Origin of the sequence: Pseudomonas oryzae (assembly GCF_900104805.1) — a bacterium.
In the GTDB taxonomy this organism is placed as follows: domain Bacteria; phylum Pseudomonadota; class Gammaproteobacteria; order Pseudomonadales; family Pseudomonadaceae; genus Geopseudomonas; species Geopseudomonas oryzae.
In genome coordinates this window covers 1,687,155-1,708,298 of record NZ_LT629751.1, presented here as the reverse complement: position 1 = coordinate 1,708,298, position 21,144 = coordinate 1,687,155, and the positions used below count along the sequence as shown (strand labels likewise).

Genomic DNA, 21,144 nt, shown 5'->3' with positions numbered 1-21,144 from the left:
CGGGACGAAGACGCCGGCAGTGTAACGCAGAACGCCCGGCAGTCAGGCCTGCGCGCAGCTACCGTTGTACAATCCGCGGCCCGCGCCGTGCCCAACCGGGTCGGCCGCTTTCCATGAGCCGCTGCGCCACGACCGCGGCGGTGCCACTCCGGTCAGAAGGTGATCGATGACCCACGCAACTCCACATCAGGGCGAACTGCAGCGCAGCCTGAAAAACCGCCACATCCAGCTGATCGCGCTCGGCGGCGCCATCGGCACCGGCCTGTTCCTCGGCTCGGCCGGGGTGCTGCAGAAGGCCGGGCCGTCGATGATCCTCGGCTATGCCATCGCCGGGCTGATCGCCTTCCTGATCATGCGCCAGCTCGGCGAGATGATCGTCGAGGAGCCGGTGGCCGGCTCGTTCAGCCATTTCGCGCACAACTACTGGAGCAGCTTCGCCGGCTTCCTGTCCGGCTGGAACTACTGGGTGCTGTACATCCTGGTGGGCATGTCCGAGCTGACCGCGGTCGGCAAGTACATCCAGTTCTGGTGGCCGGAGGTGCCGACCTGGGCGACGGCGGCGGTGTTCTTCGTGCTGATCAACGCGATCAACCTGACCAACGTGAAGATGTTCGGCGAGGCCGAGTTCTGGTTCGCCATCGTCAAGGTGGCGGCCATCGTCGGCATGATCATCCTCGGCATCTACCTGCTGGCCACCGACAGTGGCGGCGAGCAGGCGGCGGTCAGCAACCTGTGGGCGCACGGCGGTTTCTTCCCCAACGGCTTCGAGGGGCTGGTGATGTCGCTGGCCTTCATCATGTTCGCCTTCGGCGGCCTGGAGCTGGTCGGCATCACCGCCGCCGAGGCGGCCGAGCCGAAGAAGGTGATCCCCAAGGCGATCAACCAGGTGGTCTACCGCATCCTGATCTTCTACGTCGGCGCGCTGGCGGTGCTGCTCAGCCTGTACCCGTGGGACGCGCTGCTGGAGAGCATCAGCAGCGCCGGTGACCCCTACAGCGGCAGCCCGTTCGTGAAGATCTTCGCGCTGATCGGCAGCGATGCCGCGGCCCACGTGCTCAACTTCGTGGTGCTGACCGCCGCGCTGTCGGTGTACAACAGCGGCGTCTACTGCAACAGCCGCATGCTCTACGGCCTGGCCGAGCAGGGCGATGCGCCGCGGCAGTTCATGCGCCTGAACCGGCGCGGCGTACCGGTGCTGGCCATCGGCGTGTCGGCGCTGATCACCCTGCTGTGCGTGCTGGTCAACTACCTGCTGCCGACCGGGGCGCTGGAACTGCTGATGGCGCTGACGGTGGCGGCGCTGGTGATCAACTGGGCTATGATCAGCCTGACCCACCTGAAGTTCCGCGCCGCCAAGGTGCGCGAAGGCGTGCAGCCGGCGTTCAAGGCGCTGTGGCATCCGCTGGGCAACTACCTGTGCCTGGCCTTCCTGGGGCTGATCCTGGTGGTGATGTGGCAGATCGAGGGCATTCGCCTGTCGGTGTACGCCATTCCGCTGTGGCTGGTGGTGATCGCCCTGTGCTACCGGCTCAAGCAGTCGCTGGCCGGCCGGGCGGCCGCGACGCCGCTGCGCTGAGTTGTTCGAGGGGCCGCCGCAGGGCGGCCTCGTCGTATCAGGGGTGGTGGTTCTCGCTGTGCTGCGCCACCTGGTCGGTGCGCGCCGCCATGATGAAGTCGTTGCGGTGCAGGCCGCCGATCTTGTGCGTCCACCAGGTCACCGTGACCTTGCCCCACTCGGTGAGCAGCGCCGGGTGGTGGCCCTCCATCTCGGCGATGGCGCCGACCGCGTTGGTGAAGTTCAGTGCGCGCTGGAAGTCGGGGAAGGTGAACACCTTCTCCAGCTGCATCACGCCATCGCGCACCTCGATGTTCCAGTCGGGAATCTCGTGGATCAGTTCGGCCAGTTCGGCCTCCGTCACCTGCGGCGCGTCGGCGCGGCAGGCGTCGCAGTGGGCGTGGGAGAGGGTGGTCATGGCGGTATCCTCGCGGCCAGCTCCAGTACCCGGCCAGTATAGTCAGCCTTGCGTGGCGCTCCCGGGCTGTCCGTCGCTTGCTCCGCTGTCCATCGGCGGCAGGAAGTCGCGATCCGGGTCGTAGTCGGGCTTGAGCCAGGGCGACAGCTCCTGCAGGTCGTCCGGGCTGAGGATGCCGGCCGCCTGCTTGAGGCGCAGCTGCTCGAGGAGGTAGCCGTAGCGCGCCTCGTTGTACAGGCGCACGGCGCTGTAAAGCTGGCGCTGGGCGTCCAGCACGTCGACGACGTTGCGCGTGCCCACCTCGTAGCCGAGCTGGGTGGCCTCCAGCGCGCTGCTGCTGGAGACGATCGCCTGCTTGCGCGCCTCGACCTGGGACACCGCGCTGTTCACCGCGCGGTGGGAGTCGCGGGTGTTCTGCACCACCTGGCGGCGCAGGCTCTCGCGCAGCTGTTCGCTCTGGCTGAGGCGCTGGTAGGCCTCGCGCACCTGGGAGCTGGTCAGGCCGCCGCTGAACAGCGGGATGTTCAGCTGCAGGCCGATGCTCTGCTGCTCGGCGTCGCCGCTGTAGCTCGGCCCGACGCCCAGGCCGCTGTTAGTGAAGCCCAGGCTGTCGTTGTCGCCCTTCTGGTACTGCGCCACCAGGTCGAGGGTCGGCGCATGGCCGGCCTTGCGCTGGCGCAGGGTCTGCTCGGCGCCGCTCACCGCATAGGCGCTGGCCTGCAGCAGGATGTTGCGCTGCATGGCGGTGTCGACCCAGCTGTCCGGCTCGTTGGGCGCCGGCGGGTTGATCGGCAGCTCGTGGCGGATGCCCTCGACGAAGCGGTACTGGCGGTCGGTGAGGGTGGTCAGCGCCTGGAAGGCGTCCTCCACCCGGCGTTCGGCGATCAGCCGGTTGGCGCGCGCGGTGTCGCGTCCGGCCTGGGTCTCCAGTACCTCGGTACGGTCGGACAGGCCCACCTCGAAGCGTGCGCTGGCCTGCTCGTACTGACGCTGGAAGGCGGCTTCCTCGGCGCGGGTCGCGGCCAGGGTGTCCTGGGCGCGCAGCACGCCGAAGTAGGCCTCGGCGCTCTGCAGGATCAGGTTCTGCTCCACCGCCGACAGCTCCAGCGCGGCCTGGGAGCTCACCGCCTTGGCGGCCTGCAGCTGGAACCAGCGGTCGGCGCGGATCAGCGCCTGGCTCAGGCTGGCCTGGTAGAGCAGGCCGCTGCGTTCGAGGTCGAGGGCCGGCTGGTCGAGCTGGGTGCGGCTGTCGGCGAGGTTGGCGCCGCCGTTGAGCTGCGGCAGCAGGGCGGAGCGGGCCTGCGGCACCGCTTCCTTGCGCGCCTCGTAGTCGGCGCGGGCCGCGGCGAGGTCGGCATTGTTGCGCATGGCTTCGAGGTAGACGCCGAACAGGTCGACGCGGGTCGATGGCGCGGGCTGCTCGGCCGCCGGAAGGAGGGCGGGGCAGGCGGCGAGGGCGATGGCCAGCGCCAGTCGGCGGGCGAGGCCGGGAGTCCGTTTCAAGGTGTGCTTCCTCATGACCTGATGTGCCAAGTATCCATCACTGCAGCGACTTGCGCAGGCGGCCGAGGGCCGCGGCGAAGAAGGCCGCACCGATGGTCGCCAGGGCCAGCAGCTGCGGCCAGACGATGTCGGCGCCGGCGCTGCGGAACAGGATGGCCTGGGCGAGCTGGACGAAATGGGTGGTGGGGGCGACCAGCATCACCTGCTGGACCAGTTCGGGCATGCTCTCGCGCGGGGTGACGCCGCCGGAGAGGATGTGCAGCGGAATCATCACCAGGATGGTCAACAGGCCCAGTTGCGGCATCGAGCGTGCCACGGTGCCGAAGAAGATGCCCATCGAGGTGGTGGCGAACAGGTGCAGCGCGGCGCCGCCGATGAACAGCGCCAGCGAGCCCTGCAGCGGGATGTCCAGCCAGCCGCGCACCACGAAGGCCAGCGAGAAGGCCGCGGCGGCGAGCACCACCAGGCCCATCGCCCAGACCTTGCCGAGCATGATCTCGACCGGGGTCACCGGCATCACCAGCAGGTGCTCGATGGTGCCGTGCTCGCGTTCGCGGATCAGCGCGGCGCCGGTGAGGATCATCGCCAGCATGGTGATCTGGTTGACCACCTCGTTGACCGCGCCGAACCAGGCGCGGGTCAGGTTGGGGTTGAAGGCGGTGCGCACCACCGCCTCCACCGGCAGCGCTTCGGCGCTGCGGTAGCGCTGGACGAACTCGGCCACCTCGGCGGCGATGATCTGCTGGATGTGCCCGGCACCGGTGAATGCCTGGCTGACCTGGGTGGCGTCGACGTTGAGCTGGATGGCCGGCTGGCGCCCGGCGAGCAGGTCTTCCTGGAAGCCGGGGGGGATGTCGAGGGTGAAGGTGTAGCGACCGTCGTCCATGCCGCCGTCCATCTGCGCGTGGTCGATGTATACCGGCGGCACGAAGTAGGGCAGCTGGAAGGCGTTGAGGATGCGCTGCGAGACCGGCGAGCGGTCCTCGTCGACCACCGCGATGGTGGCGCGGTGCGGCGCCTCGGGAATGGCGGTGGCGCTGGAGTAGATCGCCAGGGTGAACGAGTAGACGATCAGCACCACCAGCGCCGGGTCGCGATACAGGCTGCGCAGTTCCTTGAGGCCGAGCTGGAGGATGTTGGACAGGGCGCGCATGTCACTTCTCCTGCTTGCGCAGGCCGGCAACGCTGGCCAGGGTCAGCACCGGGATGGCCAGCAGCAGGGGGAGGAAGTAGGGCAGCAGCTCGCCCAGGTCGAGCGCCTTGGAGAACACCCCGCGGCTGATGATCAGGAAGTGGCTGGTCGGGTACAGCTGGCCGATGAAGGCGCTGGCGCCCTCCAGCGCCGACACCGGGTGGGTCAGTCCGGAGAACTGGATCGCCGGCAGCAGGGTGGCGATGGCGGTGCCGAAGATCGCCGCGATCTGGCTGTGCAGGATCGACGACATCAAGAGGCCCAGGCCGGTGGAGCAGATGATGTAGAGCAGGGCGCCGAGGCTCAGGGTCAGCAGGCTGCCCTTGAGCGGGATGCCCATGACGTAGACGGCCAGCAGCACCATGGTGAAGAAGTTGATCATCGCGAGGCCGACGTAGGGCAGCTGCTTGCCGAGGAGGAACTCCAGGCGGGTGGTCGGCGTGACGTAGAAGTTGGTGATCGAGCCCAGCTCCTTCTCGCGCACCACGCCGAGGGCGGTGAGCATCGCCGGGATCATCATCAGCAGGATCGGGATCATCGCCGGCACCATGGCCGGCAGGCTCTGCACGTCGGGATTGTAGCGGTAGCGGATGGCCACCTCGGCCGGCTGGGTCGCGTCGACCCCGGCCTCGCGGGCCAGCTCCTGCAGGTAGCTGGCGTGCAGGCCCTGCACGTAGCCCTTGATGGTGTCGGCGCGCACCGGCATGGCGCCGTCGATCCAGAACGCCACCTGCGGACGGTCGCCGCGCTTGAGGTCGCGACCGAAGCCGGGCGGGATCTCGATGGCCAGGCTGATCTCGCCGCTGCGTAGGCGCCGGTCGAGCTCGGCGTGACTGTGTAGCGGCGCCTTCTCGATGAAGTAGCGCGAGCCGGCGATGTTCAGCAGGTAGCTCTGGCTGGTGGTGGTCTGGTCGCGATCGAGCACCGCGTAGCTCAGATTCTCCACGTCGAAGCTGACGCCGTAGCCCATGATGAACATCAGCAGCACGGTACCGAGCATCGCCAGCAGGGCGCGCACCGGGTCGCGGCGCAGCTCGATGGCCTCGCGGCGGCTGTAGCTGAGCAGGCGGCGCAGGCTGAAGCGCGCGTGCTGTTCGGCGCTGCCGGCGAGCCGGCTCGGTGCCGGGCGGGCGGCGGCAGCAGCGGCATGGCTGGCCTCCCGGGTGTCCGCGTCACCGGCCAGGGCATCCTCCAGGTAGGCGATGAAGGTCGCCTCCAGGGTCGGCAGGCCGCGCCTGGCCATCAGCGCCTGCGGCGTGTCGCTGTCCAGCACCTTGCCCGCGTGCATCAGCGAGATGCGGTCGCAGCGCAGCGCCTCGTTCATGAAATGGGTGGAGATGAAGATGGTCACCCCTTCCTCGCGCGACAGTTGGATCAGCAGCTCCCAGAAGCCGTCGCGGGCGATCGGATCGACCCCGGAGGTGGGTTCGTCGAGGATCAGGATCTCCGGCTGGTGGATCACCGCCACCGCCAGCGACAGGCGCTGGCGCACGCCGAGCGGCAGGTTGTCGGGCAGGCTGTCCACCTCGTCGGCGAGTTCGAAGCGCTCGAGCATCTCGCGGATGCGCGCGGCGCGGCGCTCCGACGGAATGTGGAACAGCCGTGCGTGCAGTTCGAGGTTCTGCAGCACGCTCAGTTCGCTGTACAGCGAGAAGGCCTGCGACATGTAGCCGACCCGCTGGCGGGTCTGCAGGTCGTGCGGGTCCACCGGCTTGCCAAACAGCAGGGCTTCGCCCGCGCTGGCCGGCAGCAGGCCGGTGAGCATCTTCATGGTGGTGGTCTTGCCGCAGCCGTTGGAGCCGAGAAAGCCGAAGATCTCCCCGCGCTCGATGCGGAAGTTCACCCGGTCGACCGCCACGAAGTCGCCGAAGCGCATGGTCAGGCCGTGCGCCTCGATGGCGATGCTGTCGCTGGCCTGGCGCGGCGGGATCACCAGTGCCTGGTGATGCTGGCGCCGTTCTTCCGGCAGCAGGCGGATGAAGGCCTCCTCCAGGCTGGTGCTGTGGGTGCGGGCGAGCAGCTCGGCCGGCGTGCCGGTGGCCAGCACCCGGCCGGCGTCCATCGCCACCAGATGGTCGAAGCGTTGCGCCTCGTCCATGTAGGCGGTGGCCACCAGCACGCTCATCTGTGGGCGGCCGGCGCGGATGCGCTCGATCAGCTCCCAGAACTGGTTGCGCGACAGCGGATCGACGCCGGTGGTCGGTTCGTCGAGGATCAGCAGGTCAGGGTCGTGGATCAGCGCGCAGCACAGGCCGAGCTTCTGCTTCATGCCGCCGGACAGCTTGCCGGCCGGGCGCTCGAGGAACGGGTGCAGGCCGGTGCTGTGGGTCAGTTCGTCGATGCGCCAGCGCCGCTCCGCGCGGGCCTGGCCGAACAGGCGGGCGAAGAATTCGAGGTTCTCGAACACCGTCAGCGTCGGGTAGAGATTCTTGCCCAGCCCCTGGGGCATGTAGGCGATGCGCGGGCAGACCGCGCGGCGGTGGTCCTTGTCGGCCATGTCGCCGCCGAGCACCTCGATGGTGCCTCGCTGGATCTGCCGGGCGCCGGCGACCAGCGCCAGCAGGCTGGACTTGCCGACGCCGTCCGGGCCGATCAGGCCGACCATGCGCTGCGCCGGTATCTCCAGGCTGACGTCGTCCAGCGCGTGGGTACGACCGTAGGTGAGGCCGGCCTGCTGCAGCCGGGCGACCGTCCGTGGCATGTCGCTCACGGCGCAACCTTGACCTGCAGCTGCGCCGGCCACTCGAGCGTCTCATCCAGCTTGAGCCAGGCGACCCCGGGCAGGCCGGTCTTCACCTGCTCCTGATGCTTGCGCAGCAACGCCGGGTCGATGCGCGCCTTGACGCGGAACATCATCTTCTCCCGTTCGCTGGCGGTTTCCACCGTCTTGGGGGTGAACTGGGCGACGCTGGCGACGTAGCTGACCCGGGCCGGGATCACGAACTCTGGAGCGGCGTCCAGCACCACGCGCACTTCGCTGCCGATGGCCACCAGGCCGGCCTGGCGTTCGGGCAGGAAGAAGGTCATGTACACGTCGGCCAGATCGACCAGATTGAGTACCTTGCCGCCGGCGCCGAGCACCTCGCCGGACTGCGCTACGCGGTACTGCACGCGGGCGACACGGTCGGTCTTCAGCGCGCTGTCGTCGATGTCGGCCTGCAGGCGGGTCACCGTGGCCCTGGCCGCCTCGACGGCGGATTCGGCCTCGATCACCTGGGAGCGCGCGGCCTCGATGGCGGCCTGGTCGGAGAGCACCTGGGCGCGCGCCGCGGCCAGCGCGGCCTGGGCGCTCTGCAGGGCGGCGAGGTCGTCGTCGAGCTGCTGCAGCGCCATGGCGTTGCGCTTGACCAGCGCCTCGGTGCGCTGGTGGCGCTTCTGCGCGGCGGTCAGCTCGGCCTGGCGCTGCAGCACCACCGCTTCGGCGGTGGCCTTCTCGCTTGCCCGCTGGGCGACCAGCGCGTGGGCGGTGTGGATGGCGTTCTGCGCCTGGCGTACCTGGGCCTCGGCCTGGCTGAGCTGCGCCTGCAGCACCGTGGTATCCATGCGCGCCAGCACCTGGCCGGGCTGCACGAAGGTGCCCTCGTCGACCTCGATGGCGGCGATGCGCCCGGCCAGCTTGGTGGCCACGTCGATCTCGGTCGCCTCGATGCGCCCGTTGCCGCTGACGAAGCCATCGCCGAGACCCTTGGGCTGCAGCCCCTGCCAGACCAGCCAGCCGGCGCCGGCCAGCGCGGCGAGGAGGAGGCTGCGGGTGATCCATTTGCGTTGATTCATCTCGTCCATCCGTTTGCGAGGGCGCTCCCTCTATCTATCAGACCGGCCGTGCATTGCCTATCGCCCAGGCGGACTACGCGGAGCACGCCGGCGCGGCGTTGCGCCGCCTCAGTGGCGGCGGCGCCACAGTTGCCAGGCCAGGCGCAGGTCGTCCAGCACCGGCACCAGCGCCAGGGTCAGCAGCAGCGCCGCCAGCGGCACGGTGGCGAGAAAGCCGAAGTGGTGGAAACCGAAGGCACCGCTCACCCCGCCGACGAAGAAGCAGCCGACCAGCAGCGCATTGATGCGCAGGCGCTCGCGATTGGCGCGTACCGGGAGCTGATCGGGGCGCGCGTGGCGGTTGACATAGAGCGCCTTGCCCAGCTCGATGCCGATGTCGGTGACCATCCCGGTGACGTGGGTGGTGCGGATCTCCGCATTGGAGAGCTTGGTGATGATGGCGTTCTGCAGCCCCATGATGAAGCACAGCAGCATCACCGTGAGCGGCACGAAGAAGCCCGGAATCGCCATCAGCCATGCGCCGAGCACGCCGAAGCACAGCAGCAGGGCGGCCTCGAGCAGCAGCGGCAGGGCGAACTGGCCGTGCAGGCGGCGCCGGCGCGAGAAGTTGATCAGCAGGGTGGAGGTGATGGCGCCGCCGATGAACGACAGCAGGCCGCCGAGGCCGCCCAGCACCAGGTCGGTCTTGCCCAGCACCAGGTTGTCGGCCATCGAGGAGACGATGCCGGTCATGTGCGAGGTGTACTGCTGCACGGCGAGAAAGCCGCCGGCGTTCGCCGCCCCGGCGATGAAGGCCAGGCACAGGCCGAGCTGGCGGTTGCTCTGTCGCGAGCGACGGCGGTCGGTGAGACGGCGGGCGTACTTGATCGGCATGACGGCGGCGATTCCCTCCGGCCGGCTGCGAAATTGACGGACGGATTATACGGTCGGCCGCCGCGACGGGGCGAATGGCGCGTGGCCGCACCGGGGTGTCGCATTATGATTTACGCTATTGAACATAATGAATTGGAGAGCTGGAGTAGACGAGTCGCACCTCCCCATGATGCGGTTAATCAGGCCGGGGGGGCAGGGCCGCCGGCGCGTGATCCGCTGCCTTGCAGCGTCCATCACCGGCTCCAGTGGCTGGCAAAGCCGCCGCCGCTGGCTAGATTCAGGAAAGCCCCGCCGTCGGCATGGAGACCACCATGAGCACCTTCAAGCTTGCCTGCCCGCCGTCGCTGTTCGACAGCTTCATCCTCGACTACGAGAAGATCGACCTGGCCACCACCGACTTCACCAATGTGGGCGCAGTGGTGGCGCCGGCGGACGAGGCGCGCGAGGTGCTGGCCCGGATCAGCCATACCGGCTTCCCGATCCCGCTGTTCGTCGCCCTGCGGCCGGGCGAGGTGGTGCCGGAGGACATCCTCTCGCGCATCGCCGGCACGCTGCAGGTGGGCAAGGGCGAGCGCCACTTCAACGGCCAGCGCATCGCCAAGGCCGGCGAAACCTACGCGCAGAAGCTCTACCCGCCTTTCTTCAAGGCGCTCAAGGAGTACGTCAAGACCGGCAACGTGGCCTTCGACTGCCCCGGCCACCAGGGTGGGCAGTTCTTTCGCGGCCACCCGCTGGGGCGGGCGTTCTTCGAGTTCTTCGGCGAGAACGTGTTCCGCGCCGACCTGTGCAATGCCGACGTCAAGCTCGGCGACCTGCTGATCCACGAGGGGCCGGCCCGCGATGCGCAGATGAACGCCGCGCGCATCTACAACGCCGACAAGACCTACTTCGTGCTCAACGGCACCTCGACCTCGAACAAGGTGGTGACCAGCGCGTTGCTGGCCAAGGACGACCTGGTGTTGTTCGACCGCAACAACCACAAGTCCATCCATCTCGGAGCGCTGATCCTCTGCGGCGCCCGGCCGGTGTACCTGGAGACGGCGCGCAACGCCTACGGCTTCATCGGCGGCATCGATGCGCACTGCTTCGACGAGCACTACATCCGTGCGGCGATCGCCGAGGTCGATCCGGCGCGGGCGCAACTGGAGCGGCCGTTCCGACTGGCGGTGATCCAGCTCGGCACCTACGACGGGACCATCTACGACGCCCGCCAGGTGGTGCAGCGTATCGGCAGGCTGTGCGACTACATCCTGTTCGACTCGGCCTGGGTCGGCTACGAGCAGTTCATCCCGATGATGCATGACAGCTCGCCGCTGCTGCTCGAGCTGGGGCCGGACGATCCGGGGCTGTTCGTCACCCAGTCGGTGCACAAGCAGCAGGCGGGTTTCTCGCAGTCGTCGCAGATCCACAAGAAGGACCGCCACATCAAGGGTCAGCCGCGCTACTGCAACCACAAGCGGCTGAACAACGCCTACATGATGCATGCCTCGACCAGCCCGTTTTACCCGATCTTCGCTGCCCTCGACGTCAACGCGCAGATGCACGCTGGCCTGGCCGGGCGCAACCTGTGGCGCGAGTGCATCAGGAACGGTGTGGACGCGCGCAAGCTGATGCTGCGCACCTGCAAGTACATCAAGCCGTTCATCCCGGCGCTGGTCGACGGCCGGCCGTGGGCCGAGCACGACACCGAGATGATCATCGACGACCTGCGCTTCTTCAAATTCCGCCCGGAGGACGCCTGGCACGACTTCGCCGGCTACGCCAGGGACCAGTACTACGTCGACCCGTGCAAGATGCTGCTGACCACCCCGGGCATCGATCCGGCCACTGGCGGCTACGCCTCGTTCGGCGTGCCGGCCGCGGTGCTCGCCCACTATCTGCGCTCCAACGGCATAGTCCCGGAGAAGGCTGACCTCAACTCGATCCTGTTCCTGCTCACCCCGTCGGACAACTTCGCCAAGTTGCAGCATCTGGTGGCCCATCTGGCGCAGTTCGAGCGCCATCTGGACAACGACACGCCGCTGGCCGAGGTGCTGCCGGCGATCCATGCCGGCCACGAGAAGTACGCGGGTTATACCCTGCGCCGCCTGTGCCAGGAGATGCACGACTTCTACCGCCAGCACGGGATGAACCAGCTGCAGAAGCGGATGTTCCGCAAGGAGCACTTCCCCCGCCAGGCGATGACGCCCTGGGAGGCCAACCAGCATCTGCTGCGCAACCAGGTGGAGCTGGTGCCGCTGGCCGAGATCGACGGGCGCATCGCTGCCGAAGGTGCCTTGCCCTATCCGCCGGGGGTGCTCTGCGTGGTGCCCGGCGAGGTATGGGGCGGTGCGGCGCTCAGCTACTTCCTCGCCCTGGAGCAGGGCGTCAACGAACTGCCCGGTTTCGAGCCTGAAATCCAGGGCGTCTACCTGCAGCGCGAGGCCGACGGGCGCAAGCGTGCCTACGGCTACGTGATCAGGGAATAGTGGCGCTCAGCACCACGCGCCGCTCGCAGCGCAGCGTGCCGAACAGCTCGGCGGCGGCGTAGGTGCTGTAGTGCAGTTCCCGCACGGTCAGGGTCAGAGGCGCGCTGTCGCTGAATTCGCCCAGTCGTTGTCGCAAGGTCTGCCGCGGCAGGGTGCGGGCGTACAGGCCGACCGTCAGGTGCGGGTGATAGGGTGCCTGGCGGATTTCCGTGCTGTGTGTGGCCAGCGCCGTGCGCAGTTGCGCCAGCCGGCCTTGTGGATCGGCGACGGTCAGGAAAGGAGCGCTGGCGTAGCTGTCCAGTCCACCGATCTGCAGCTCGAACCGGTTGGCGTCCAGGGTGTCGAGGGCAGTGAGCTGCGCGGCGAGGCGCTCGCCGGGGAAATCGTCGTCGAAGTGCGGCTGCTCGGCCGGAAAGCCGCAGACGAACAGGGTGATGTGCGCCTGGCGCCGGTAGCCCACGTGCAGCCAGGCGCCCAGGTGCTGCTGGGCGCGCTGAAGGCGAGCGAGTACTCGCGGGCAGTCGACCGGCACCGTCCAGACGGCGTAGCGCGGCCGCCCGCGGTGCCATTCCGGATAGTCGCGCCGTTCGCAGGCGATGCTCTGCGCCGGTGCCTGCCGCGGGTCGGAGAACAGCACCGCGGGTGCGTCAGGCCAGCGGCGCGAGCAGGGCGTCGAGATCCGCCTCGCTCAGCGTCCACTCGCCCTGGCCGCCGCCCTCCAGCACGCTGCGTGCCAGGCTGGCCTTGCTTTCCTGCAGCTGCTGGATCTTCTCCTCGACGCTGCCGCGGGCGATCAGGCGGTAGACGAACACCGGTTTGTCCTGGCCGATACGGTAGGCGCGGTCGCTGGCCTGGGCTTCGGCGGCCGGGTTCCACCAGGGGTCGAAGTGGATCACGGTGTCGGCGGCGGTCAGGTTGAGGCCGGCGCCGCCGGCCTTGAGGCTGATCAGGAACACCGGCACCTTGCCGCCCTGGAAGGCTTCCACCGGTGCGCGGCGGTCCTGGGTGGCGCCGGTCAGCTTGGCGTAGGCGATCCGGCGTGCCTTCAGCTCCTGCTCGATCAGGCCGAGCATGCTGGTGAACTGCGAGAACAGCAGCACGCGGCGGCCCTCGGCGATCAGTTCCTCGAGCATTTCCAGCAGGGCGGTGAGCTTGCCGGAGTCGGCGCTGGTGTGTTCGGCGCCCTCGTCACCCAGCAGGCGCAGGTCGCAGCAGGCCTGGCGCAGGCGCAGCAGCGCCTCGAGGATCACCAGTTGGCTGCGGCCGAGGCCGAGGCGCTGGATCTCGGCGCGCACCTTCCGGTCCATGGCCAGGCGCAGGGTCTCGTAGCGGTCGCGCTGTACGTCGCTCAGTTCGATGCGCTGGGTGATCTCGGTCTTCGGCGGCAGCTCGCGCGCGACCTGCTCCTTGGTACGGCGCAGCAGGAAGGGCCGGACCCGCGCGACCAGGTGGGCGAGGCGCAGGGCATCGCCGTGCTTCTCGATCGGCGTGCGATAAACGCGGGTGAACGCCTTGTTGTCGCCCAGCCAGCCCGGCATCAGGAAATTGAACAGCGACCACAGCTCGCCGAGGTGGTTCTCCAGCGGTGTGCCGGTCAGGCACAGGCGCTGGCTGGCGCTGAGCTGGCCGGCCGCCTGGGCGGCGCGGCTGCGCGGATTCTTGATGTTCTGCGCCTCGTCGAGGATCAGCAGGTGCCAGTGGCGGCCATTGAACTGCTTGAGGTCGCGCGGCAGCAGGGCGTAGGTGGTCAGCACCAGGTCGTGCTGGTCGATCTGCTCGAACAGGCCCTTGCGCCGGGCGCCGTGCAGGGCCAGCACGCGCAGCTCGGGGGCGAAGCGGGCCGCCTCGTCCTGCCAGTTGGGGATCAGGCTGGTGGGCATGACGATCAGCGCCGGGCTGGTCAGCCGTCCGGCTTCCTTCTCGGCGAGGATGTGCGCCAGGGTCTGCAGCGTCTTGCCCAGGCCCATGTCGTCAGCGAGGATGCCGCCGACCTCGAGTTCGCGCAGTGCCTGCAGCCAGGCCAGGCTGTGCTGCTGGTAGTCGCGCAGTTCGGCGCGCAAGCCGACCGGGGTGGCCACCGGTTGCTGCGGCAGCTCCTGCAGGCGGCGGGCGAACTGGCGCAGGCGTTCGCCGCCCAACCAGTGCAGGGCGGGCACCTGCTCCAAGGCGGCCAGGCGGGCGGCATCGGCGCGGCCCAGGCGCAGACGTTCGCTCCAGGCCGAGTCCTCGTCCTGCTCGGCGCGGAAATACAGCTCACCCAGGCTGGCCAGCAGCGGCTTGAGGCGGCCGAACGGCAGCGCCACGCGACGCCCGCCGTAGCTGCGCGGCAGCGGCACCAGCAGCTCCTCGTCGTCGCTGCGGCGGGCCAGCGACTCGCCGGTCAGCAGCCAGGGCGAGTGGCGGATGGCGTGCAGGAGGATCGGCAGCAGGCTGACCTGCTGACCGTCCACCTCGATGCCCATTTCCAGGTCGAACCAGTCGCCTTCCTCCGACTCCTGGATGCCCACGTGCCATTCGCCGAGGCTCGCCAGGTTGAACTGGAAGTCCGGCTGCATGCGGATCTGCCAGCCCTGTTCGCGCAGCCGGGGCAGCTGTTCGCGGACGAAATGCAGCCAGGCGGCATCGTCCGGCAGCTCGTACAGCTCGCCGTCGCTCTCCGACAGGGCTTCGCTGCGGCGCAGGGCGATGACGAAGCCGAACTCGACCAGGCGCTGGCGCAGTGCCGCCTCGGCCTCGTGATGGCGGGCGATGCGCAGCTGGCGGCGCTCGTCGAGCCGGACCAGCCACTCGCGGGGCGGGACGCGGCCGAAGGTGACGTGGCCGTGATAGTCGAACGACAACGCCGCGCGGTGCTGGGTCTGCTCGATCATCCGCCCCTTGCGCGCGTCGTAGTGCACGCGCATGTGGCTGCCCAGCAGCAGACGCGGCTGCGGCGGCTGGGCGGGCAGGTCGATGATCTCGGGTGGCGGCAGCGGGCTGCTGCCGGGCACCGGCTGGCCCTGCTGCTGCAGCTGTTCAAGGGTCAGCAGGGCGGCGACCACGTGCTTGCAGTTGTAGCCGACCGGACAGCTGCAGCGGCCGTCGACGTCCCAGTGGTCGCCGCGGTCGATCAGCTGGATGCGCTGGCGGTAGCGCTTCGCGCTGCTGCCCAGACACTCGGCGAGCAGCAGACGGTCGTCGATGCGCTCGATACGGGAGCGGCCTTCTTCCGTGTAGACGGCGCCGCGCCGGAAGTCGCCGGAGTCGAACGCTTGGCGCCAGTCGCGCAGGTGTAGCGAATTGATGGACAGGGTCATGCAGGTCGATCACGCAGGAGACGGGGCGGGCGCGGCGCATTGCTGGCCCGCCGGCCCGTTCATCCCAGTCGGCGCTCCCAGAGTTGGGCAGCGCGGGCGAAGGCCGCTTCGCGGTCGAGCCCCAGGCCACGCAGGGCCAGGGCCATGGTGGCGAGCACGGCGAGGCGACCGTAGGCGTCCTCGCGCTCGCCGCGCCAGAAGGCGAGCAGCTGCGCCGGGTCGAGTTCGGCCGGCTTGACGTGGCGCTGGGCCGACAGCGCCGGCCACTCCTCGTCCCACGGCTGGCCGGCGGTGGCGCCGAACAGGTGGGTGTCGACGTCGGGATTGACCTCGATCTCGCCGCCATCGCCCTTGATGACGATGGCATGGTCACCGAGCAGCACGCTGGCGTCGCGGTGGATCGCCTGGTAGCCGGGGTGGAAGATGCTCTGCAGCACGCAGCGCGCGCCCAGCGGGTTGAGCACGCGGGCCAGCGAGTGGATCGGCGAGCGCAGGCCGAGGGTGTTGCGCAGGTCGATCATGTGCTGCAGGCGCGGCATCCAGGCGCCCAGCGGGATGAAGGCGAGGTGCCGGTCATCCAGCGCGTGGACCACATCGTTCCAGCTGGCGCAGCAGGGAATCTCCAGCAGGTCGAGCAACTGCTCGCTGTACAGGCGCCCGGCGGTATGCGCGCCGCCGCCGTGCATCACGATGCGCACACCGCCGGCGGCCAGAGCCTTGGCCGCCAGCAGATACCAGGGCAGGTGGCGCTTCTTGCCGGCATAGCTCGGCCAGTCCAGATCGACCACGGTCGGCGGCACGTTGAGGCGTTCGCGCACCGCTTCGGTGAAGCCGGCGATCTCCTCGGCGCTCTCCTCCTTGTGCCGCAGCAGCATGAGGAAGGCGCCGAGCTGGACCTCCTCGACCTTGCCGTCGAGCAGCATGCCCATGGCCTCGCGGGCTTCCTCGCGGGTCAGGCTGCGCGCGCCGCGCTTGCCTTTGCCGAGGATGCGCACGAACTGGGCGAAGGGGTGTTCAGCGGGAGTCACCAGGGTCGGGGTCGTCATATGCAGTTGGTCGGTTTGGGCAGTCCGGCCAGCTTGGCGGCCAGTTTGGCGGGGGTGCCATGGAACAGTTGGTTGAGGTGCAGGCTGTTGCCCTTCTCCGGGCCGAGCTGCTGCGCGGTGTAGCGGATCAGCGGGCGGGTGGCCGGAGACAGCTGGAACTCGGCATAGAAGCGCCGCAGCAGCTCGAGGATTTCCCAGTGTGCGTCGCCCAGCACGATGTCCTCGCGGGCGGCCAGCGCTTCGGCGACTTCTGGTGACCAGTCGCCCAGTTCGACCAGGTAGCCGTCCTTGTCCAGGGTGATGTCCCTGCCTTGTACGTGGAGCATGTTCATAGCCAGCTGTTGGTCCGCTCGAAACGCAGGGTCAGCTCGACGAAGCCGGGATAGTCGACCGCCTGGGCGAAGTCGGGTACCGGGATGCCGCGCGCCTCGAGGTCCTCGGCGAGGGCGAACAGCGGCCTGTCGGCCGGTAGCTGGCGCAGTATCTCGAACGGCTGCGAGCCGGGTTGCAGGGCATGTACGGCATCGCCGCAGAGCAGCAGGCCGTCGTGCGGGCCGAGCAGGCGCAGGCAGCTGGCGCCGCTGGCGTCGGCGAACGGCGAACGGGAAAGCAGGTGCAGGGTGGCCATCAGAGGGTGATCACCAGTTCGTGTTGGTCGAGCAGGGCGGACAGTTCGGCGTCGGGCAGTTCGGTGACCGGCAGGGCCAACTGGCGGGCGCTCAGGCCGCGGCGTTGCAGATCGCTGGCGGCCACGTACAGCGCCTCGACGCCGAACAGCGGCAATGCCTGCAGGTTGGCGGTCAGGTCCTTCTGCTCGATGGCTTTCGGCTTCTGGCCGGCGTGCAGCTGGAACACGCCGTCGTCGAGAAACAGCAGGCTGATCGGCAGGTCGAAGGCTCCTCCGGCGAGGGCGATGTCCAGCGCCTCGCGCGCGGCCGGGCCGCTCCACGGCGAGCGGCGGCAGATCAGCAGCAGCGATTTGGCCATCTCAGTCGCCTCCGAAGCAGATCAGGCGGTCGGCGTCCTGTGCCGCCTCGTGCAGCTGGCCAAGGCCGGACAGCTCCCAAGGCGCCTCCAGGTTGTGGCTGGTGCGACCGTAGCGCTGCGCCTCTTCCGCGTTCAGCACACCGCGGCGCAGGGCGGCGGCGATGCACACCACCGCATCCAGTTGGTGCTCGGTCACGAAGGTGCGCCAGGCCGCCGGCAGATCCAGCTCGTCCTGGGCGCTGACCGGCAGCGAGGAGGCCAGGTGTACGGCATCCTGATAGAAGAACAGGCGAACGATCTCGTGGCCGCCAGCCAGAACCGCCTCGGCGAAACGCAGGGCGCGGCGGCTGGACGGAGCATGGGGCGGGGCGAACAGGGCGATGGCGAATTTCATCTGGAGCGGCCTGGCAACAATGCCGCCCATGATAAACGCAAACGAAAGAGCCCGCCAAAGTGGCGGGCTCCAGAGGGCGCGGCTGGGGGGATCAGTCGTCGCTGCCCATGATGCCGAAGATCTGCAGCAGGCTGATGAACAGGTTGTAGATCGACACGTACAGGCTGATGGTCGCCATGATGTAGTTGTTCTCGCCGCCGTGGATGATCTCGCTGGTCTGGTAGAGGATCGCCGCCGAGGAGAACAGCACGAAGCCGGCGCTGATCGCCAGTTGCAGGCCGCTGATCTCGAACAGCCAGGCGGCCAGCATGGCGCCGAGCAGGACGAAGAAGCCCACGGTGATGAAGCCCGACAGGAAGCTCATGTCCTTGCGGGTGGTCAGCACGTAGGCCGACAGGCCGCCGAACACGATGGCGGTCATGGTGAAGGCGCTGACGATCACGTCGGCACCGTTGGCCATGCCCAGGTAGCGGTCGAGGATCGGGCCGAGGGTGTAGCCCATGAAGCCGGTCAGGGCGAAGGTGCTGAGCAGGCCCCAGCCGGAGTTGCGCAGCTTCACGGTGAGGAAGAACAGGCCGTAGAAGCCGACCAGGGTGATCAGGATGCCCGGGTGCGGCACGTGGGCCTGCTGTGCGGCAAAGGCGACCAGACCGCTGAAGCCCAGGGTCATCGCCAGCAGGGCGTAGGTGTTGCGCAGGACCTTGCTGGTCTCGAGCTGGGCGACCTGCGTGCTTTGCAGGGCATAGGGTTGTTCGCGCATCTTCAGGTTCCTCCTGGATAGTCTCGTTCATCGCGGACAGGCGCCAGCATAGCAAAGCCACGATGACGGTCAGACAACTAGAGTTTGACAGTCTGTTTCTATCCGGTAGTATTGCCGCCCGTTGTGGAGGTGTGGCCGAGTGGTTTAAGGCAGCGGTCTTGAAAACCGCCGACGGGCAACTGTCCTAGAGTTCGAATCTCTACGCCTCCGCCATATCATGCTAAGACAAAGCCCCGATCTTCGGGGCTTTGTCGTTTCTGGAGTCCAGAGATTCCCGCGGTAGACCGCCGTCAGTGCGAGGCGTCGCGCTCGGCCAGCGCCTGACCGGCGACGATCAGGCGCGCATGTGCGACTTCGGACAGCTCCAGCAGATGCCTGAGATCCTGCTGCAGGGTTTCGATATGGTCGAGCCAGGCCGAATAGGGTTCGTCGCCAAGTGCGCTGACCGTGGCGACCAGTTCCGCCTTGCTCTTGCCCAGCGCCAGCAGCATCACCCGGCGACCGAAGTTGAAGCGTTCGTCGTGATCGAGTTTCTTGAGCTGATCAAGGCTCATGGCCGCATCGAAGTCGATGTCGGTCAGTTGTGGTACATCCATGTGGCTTGCTCCCTGCCGTATCCGTTGTCGTCTTAATTCGATTGCAAGTCGTATGCCTGGGTTGTGCACGCGGCATGGTTGCGAACGGATGCAAATATACCAGCGCCACAGGGCGGTACTTGGCCGGCTGTCGGAAGTATTGCCGCGCAGAGGCTGGGCATCATGCGCTGGTAACACCCAGCTTCTTCAGCAGGATGTGGATATCGATCGGCTTGATCAGTATGTCGTCGAAACCGGCGGCCATGATCTCCTCGGTTTCCGCCGGCAGGGCGTGGGCGGTGTAGGCGATGATGCGTGTGCCGCTCAGGGCCGGGTCGCGGCGCAGTCGCTGGCACACCTCCAGGCCGGAGAGGCCCGGCATCATGACGTCGAGCAGGATGCAGTCGAACCTGTCACTGCCGGCCAGGCGCAAGGCCTCGGCGCCGCTGGCGCACTCGACCACGCTGCAGCCGTAGCGTTCCAGCAGCACCCGGGGCAGGGTGCGATTGAACTCGGTGTCGTCGACCAGCAGGACTTTCATGGCTCCTCCATAAGCTGCAGGGGCAGGCGCAGGGTGAAGGTGCTGCCCTGGCCTGGGGCCGATTGCAGGGTGATGCAGCCGCCCATCATGGTGGCCAGGTCGCGGGACAGCGCAAGTCCCAGGCCGGAGCCCTCGTGCTTGCGGGTGACGAAGGTGTCGGCCTGGCGGAAGCGCTCGAAGATGAGCATCTGCTGTTCGGCGGGAATGCCGGGGCCGGTGTCCTCGACGGCGAAGCACAGGTCGCGCTGGGCGCTGAAGACCTTGAGTCGGACCTGGCCATGCTCGGTGAACTTGATGGCATTGTGCAACAGATTGCTGAGTATCTGCAGCAGGCGGGTGCGGTCGCAGCGGATGCTGGTCGGCAGGCCGGCCTGGCAGTCGACGCCGAGGTCCAGACCTCTGCCCTCGGCGAAGGAGCGGTGCATGTCGAGGGCGCTCCGCACCAGGTCGGACAGGCTGAACGAGGTGTCATGCAGCTGCATGCGCCCGGCCTCGATGCTGGCCTGGTCGAGGATATCGTTGACCAGTGCGAGCAGGTGGCGGCTGCTGCCGTGGATGATGCCACCGAACTCGCGGGCGGTGGCGTCTCCGCCCATTTCCTTGAGGAACTGCGCGTAGCCGATGATGCCGTTGAGCGGGGTGCGCAGCTCGTGGGAGATCGAGGCGAGAAATTCGGATTTCAGGCGGTTGGCCGACTCGGCCTTGGCGCGGCTGATGCGCAGGCGCTCGGAAATGCCCCGCTGGCGGCGCAGCAGGAACGCCGAGAGCAGCCCGAACAGCAGGACGACGGCCGACATCACCCCGGCGAACAGCACGTACTCGTTGCGTCGCTGCATGTAGGGGGCCATGGCCTCCTCGCGACCGACGCCGACCACCACTGCCAGGGGCAGCCCCTCGACCTTGCGAAAGCTGTAGATGCGTTCGATGCCGTCGATGTGGCTGGGATAGATGATGTGTCCCTGGTCCTGCTGCTCCATCATCTTCATCAGTGGCGAGCCCGAGATATCGCGGCCGACGTAGGCGTTGAGCGGGGCGTCATTGCTGGTGCGCCGGGCGCGCACGATGCCGTCGAGGCCGACCACGGTGATGATGCCATCCCGGCCGATGTCCATGTCGTTGTACAGGCTGGTGAAGTAGAACGGGTCGATGGAGATCACCGCCACGCCACCGAAGCTGCCGTCCGGCTTGTCGATGCGTCGGGTCATCTGGATCGACCACTTGCCGGTGGCGCGACCGAGTACCGGCTTGCTCACCCACAGTTCGTCGCTGACACGATCACGGTGTACGCGGAAGTGCTCGCGGTCGGACAGGTCGATGGGCTGGTGGTTGGGCAGGTTGGACAGGATGTAGGTGCCGTTCTCGTCGATGATGCCCAGCTGGTTGAAGATGGTGCTGATGATCAGCCCGTCGCGGACGAAGGCGCGGATGTCGATCTGCCGCCCGTGCAGCTCGTACTGCTGCTGCAGGAAGCGCAGCGACTGGTCCGCGCCGGTGATGGTGCGCACCGCGTGGGCCTCGAAGGCCCGCGCCAGGTTGAGGGTGTCGCGCTTGAGGGTCTGCTCGGTGTTTTCCTTCTCGGCCAGGATCTTCAGCGTCACCCCGGCCCACAGGGCAAGGATCAGGGTCAGGGCGAGGCCGAGGATGAGCGCATAGGCCAGCTTGCCTTCGGCCAGTCCGATCGCGGTCTGCATGAGCGGCGCACGCTGCTTGTCGGGCTCCGCAGGGCTGGCGGCCTCGTGGATGAGAGTCGATTCCGGCACGC

At 68.0% G+C, this 21,144-nt stretch carries 19 protein-coding genes and 1 tRNA gene; 3 read left to right on the top strand and 17 right to left on the bottom strand.

The annotated features are described in order from the left end of the window. Positions 1–166 precede the first annotated feature (166 nt). Positions 167–1,576 carry an amino acid permease gene (locus BLT78_RS07655; RefSeq protein ID WP_090348402.1) on the top strand — a complete coding sequence of 470 codons (1,410 nt, stop codon included), beginning with the start codon at positions 167–169 and terminating at the stop codon, positions 1,574–1,576. 37 nt (positions 1,577–1,613) lie between these two features. On the opposite strand, the gene BLT78_RS07650 is transcribed toward BLT78_RS07655, so the two are convergent. The 6 genes from BLT78_RS07650 to BLT78_RS07625 form a co-directional block, all read right to left on the bottom strand. Next, entirely contained in the window at positions 1,614–1,973 is a 360-nt protein-coding gene (locus BLT78_RS07650) for a 4a-hydroxytetrahydrobiopterin dehydratase (RefSeq protein ID WP_090348401.1), read from the bottom strand. Positions 1,974–2,015: 42 nt separating this feature from the next. Next, positions 2,016–3,476: a TolC family outer membrane protein gene (locus tag BLT78_RS07645; RefSeq protein ID WP_231975752.1), complete on the bottom strand. Its 1,461-nt coding sequence runs from the start codon at positions 3,474–3,476 to the stop codon at positions 2,016–2,018. A gap of 37 nt (positions 3,477–3,513) precedes the next feature. Next, positions 3,514–4,629 carry an ABC transporter permease gene (locus tag BLT78_RS07640; protein WP_090348399.1) on the bottom strand — a complete coding sequence of 372 codons (1,116 nt, stop codon included), beginning with the start codon at positions 4,627–4,629 and terminating at the stop codon, positions 3,514–3,516. 1 nt (position 4,630) lies between these two features. Beyond that, entirely contained in the window at positions 4,631–7,369 is a 2,739-nt protein-coding gene (gene rbbA / locus BLT78_RS07635) for a ribosome-associated ATPase/putative transporter RbbA (protein ID WP_090352200.1), read from the bottom strand. Between the two features lie 5 nt (positions 7,370–7,374). Then, entirely contained in the window at positions 7,375–8,442 is a 1,068-nt protein-coding gene (locus BLT78_RS07630; RefSeq protein ID WP_090352198.1) for an HlyD family secretion protein, read from the bottom strand. 108 nt (positions 8,443–8,550) lie between these two features. Continuing rightward, entirely contained in the window at positions 8,551–9,315 is a 765-nt protein-coding gene (locus BLT78_RS07625; protein ID WP_090348398.1) for a YoaK family protein, read from the bottom strand. A 311-nt stretch (positions 9,316–9,626) separates the two neighbouring features. On the opposite strand from BLT78_RS07625, the gene speC reads away from it, so the two are divergent. Then, positions 9,627–11,783: an ornithine decarboxylase gene (speC, locus tag BLT78_RS07620; protein WP_090352197.1), complete on the top strand. Its 2,157-nt coding sequence runs from the start codon at positions 9,627–9,629 to the stop codon at positions 11,781–11,783. On the opposite strand, the gene BLT78_RS07615 is transcribed toward speC, so the two are convergent. The 8 genes from BLT78_RS07615 to BLT78_RS07580 all read right to left on the bottom strand — a co-directional run bounded on the left by BLT78_RS07615 (position 11,773) and on the right by BLT78_RS07580 (position 18,266). Then, on the bottom strand, positions 11,773–12,420 hold the full coding sequence (locus BLT78_RS07615) for a 2'-5' RNA ligase family protein (RefSeq protein WP_157719505.1): 648 nt from the start codon (positions 12,418–12,420) through the stop codon (positions 11,773–11,775). The genes speC and BLT78_RS07615 overlap by 11 nt on opposite strands. A 10-nt stretch (positions 12,421–12,430) precedes the next feature. Beyond that, entirely contained in the window at positions 12,431–15,079 is a 2,649-nt protein-coding gene (locus tag BLT78_RS07610) for a DEAD/DEAH box helicase (protein WP_090348396.1), read from the bottom strand. A gap of 59 nt (positions 15,080–15,138) precedes the next feature. After that, positions 15,139–16,125, bottom strand: a complete 987-nt coding sequence (locus BLT78_RS07605; RefSeq protein ID WP_090348395.1) for a glycosyl transferase family protein — start codon at positions 16,123–16,125, stop codon at positions 15,139–15,141. Beyond that, a complete protein-coding gene (locus BLT78_RS07600; protein WP_090348394.1) occupies positions 16,122–16,457 on the bottom strand; it encodes a TusE/DsrC/DsvC family sulfur relay protein in 336 nt (111 codons plus the stop codon). Before BLT78_RS07600 ends, BLT78_RS07605 begins: the two co-directional genes overlap by 4 nt. Beyond that, positions 16,454–16,753: a sulfurtransferase complex subunit TusB gene (tusB, locus tag BLT78_RS07595; RefSeq protein WP_090348393.1), complete on the bottom strand. Its 300-nt coding sequence runs from the start codon at positions 16,751–16,753 to the stop codon at positions 16,454–16,456. The genes BLT78_RS07600 and tusB overlap by 4 nt, the downstream gene beginning before the upstream one ends. After that, a complete protein-coding gene (tusC, locus tag BLT78_RS07590) occupies positions 16,753–17,112 on the bottom strand; it encodes a sulfurtransferase complex subunit TusC (protein ID WP_090348392.1) in 360 nt (119 codons plus the stop codon). Before tusC ends, tusB begins: the two co-directional genes overlap by 1 nt. Position 17,113: 1 nt before the next feature. Beyond that, positions 17,114–17,506, bottom strand: coding sequence for a sulfurtransferase complex subunit TusD (gene tusD, locus BLT78_RS07585; RefSeq protein ID WP_090348391.1), 393 nt, complete (start codon positions 17,504–17,506; stop codon positions 17,114–17,116). A 91-nt stretch (positions 17,507–17,597) separates the two neighbouring features. Further along, the gene (locus tag BLT78_RS07580) at positions 17,598–18,266 is read right to left on the bottom strand and encodes a Bax inhibitor-1/YccA family protein (RefSeq protein WP_090348390.1); all 669 of its coding nucleotides are present in this window, start codon (positions 18,264–18,266) and stop codon (positions 17,598–17,600) included. 125 nt (positions 18,267–18,391) lie between these two features. Here BLT78_RS07580 and BLT78_RS07575 point away from each other — a divergent pair. Then, positions 18,392–18,479, top strand: a tRNA-Ser gene (locus BLT78_RS07575). Positions 18,480–18,556: 77 nt separating this feature from the next. Here the strand turns inward: BLT78_RS07575 and BLT78_RS07570 are convergent. The 3 genes from BLT78_RS07570 to BLT78_RS07560 form a co-directional block, all read right to left on the bottom strand. Then, on the bottom strand, positions 18,557–18,862 hold the full coding sequence (locus tag BLT78_RS07570) for a hypothetical protein (protein ID WP_090348389.1): 306 nt from the start codon (positions 18,860–18,862) through the stop codon (positions 18,557–18,559). Between the two features lie 160 nt (positions 18,863–19,022). Then, on the bottom strand, positions 19,023–19,382 hold the full coding sequence (locus BLT78_RS07565; RefSeq protein WP_090348388.1) for a response regulator: 360 nt from the start codon (positions 19,380–19,382) through the stop codon (positions 19,023–19,025). After that, positions 19,379–21,142 carry a sensor histidine kinase gene (locus tag BLT78_RS07560; protein ID WP_197673154.1) on the bottom strand — a complete coding sequence of 588 codons (1,764 nt, stop codon included), beginning with the start codon at positions 21,140–21,142 and terminating at the stop codon, positions 19,379–19,381. The genes BLT78_RS07565 and BLT78_RS07560 overlap by 4 nt, the downstream gene beginning before the upstream one ends. Between the last annotated feature and the right edge of the window lie 2 nt (positions 21,143–21,144).

Bases quoted from the DNA above. Each gene is read 5' to 3' on its own strand.
- BLT78_RS07655 (WP_090348402.1), top strand. From the start codon at position 167: ATGACCCACGCAACTCCACATCAGGGCGAACTGCAGCGCAGCCTGAAA.
- BLT78_RS07650 (WP_090348401.1), bottom strand. From the start codon at position 1,973: ATGACCACCCTCTCCCACGCCCACTGCGACGCCTGCCGCGCCGACGCG.
- BLT78_RS07640 (WP_090348399.1), bottom strand. From the start codon at position 4,629: ATGCGCGCCCTGTCCAACATCCTCCAGCTCGGCCTCAAGGAACTGCGC.
- rbbA (WP_090352200.1), bottom strand. From the start codon at position 7,369: ATGCCACGGACGGTCGCCCGGCTGCAGCAGGCCGGCCTCACCTACGGT.
- BLT78_RS07630 (WP_090352198.1), bottom strand. From the start codon at position 8,442: ATGAATCAACGCAAATGGATCACCCGCAGCCTCCTCCTCGCCGCGCTG.
- BLT78_RS07625 (WP_090348398.1), bottom strand. From the start codon at position 9,315: ATGCCGATCAAGTACGCCCGCCGTCTCACCGACCGCCGTCGCTCGCGA.
- speC (WP_090352197.1), top strand. From the start codon at position 9,627: ATGAGCACCTTCAAGCTTGCCTGCCCGCCGTCGCTGTTCGACAGCTTC.
- BLT78_RS07610 (WP_090348396.1), bottom strand. From the start codon at position 15,079: ATGACCCTGTCCATCAATTCGCTACACCTGCGCGACTGGCGCCAAGCG.
- BLT78_RS07605 (WP_090348395.1), bottom strand. From the start codon at position 16,125: ATGACGACCCCGACCCTGGTGACTCCCGCTGAACACCCCTTCGCCCAG.
- BLT78_RS07600 (WP_090348394.1), bottom strand. From the start codon at position 16,457: ATGAACATGCTCCACGTACAAGGCAGGGACATCACCCTGGACAAGGAC.
- tusB (WP_090348393.1), bottom strand. From the start codon at position 16,753: ATGGCCACCCTGCACCTGCTTTCCCGTTCGCCGTTCGCCGACGCCAGC.
- tusC (WP_090348392.1), bottom strand. From the start codon at position 17,112: ATGGCCAAATCGCTGCTGCTGATCTGCCGCCGCTCGCCGTGGAGCGGC.
- tusD (WP_090348391.1), bottom strand. From the start codon at position 17,506: ATGAAATTCGCCATCGCCCTGTTCGCCCCGCCCCATGCTCCGTCCAGC.
- BLT78_RS07580 (WP_090348390.1), bottom strand. From the start codon at position 18,266: ATGCGCGAACAACCCTATGCCCTGCAAAGCACGCAGGTCGCCCAGCTC.
- BLT78_RS07570 (WP_090348389.1), bottom strand. From the start codon at position 18,862: ATGGATGTACCACAACTGACCGACATCGACTTCGATGCGGCCATGAGC.
- BLT78_RS07565 (WP_090348388.1), bottom strand. From the start codon at position 19,382: ATGAAAGTCCTGCTGGTCGACGACACCGAGTTCAATCGCACCCTGCCC.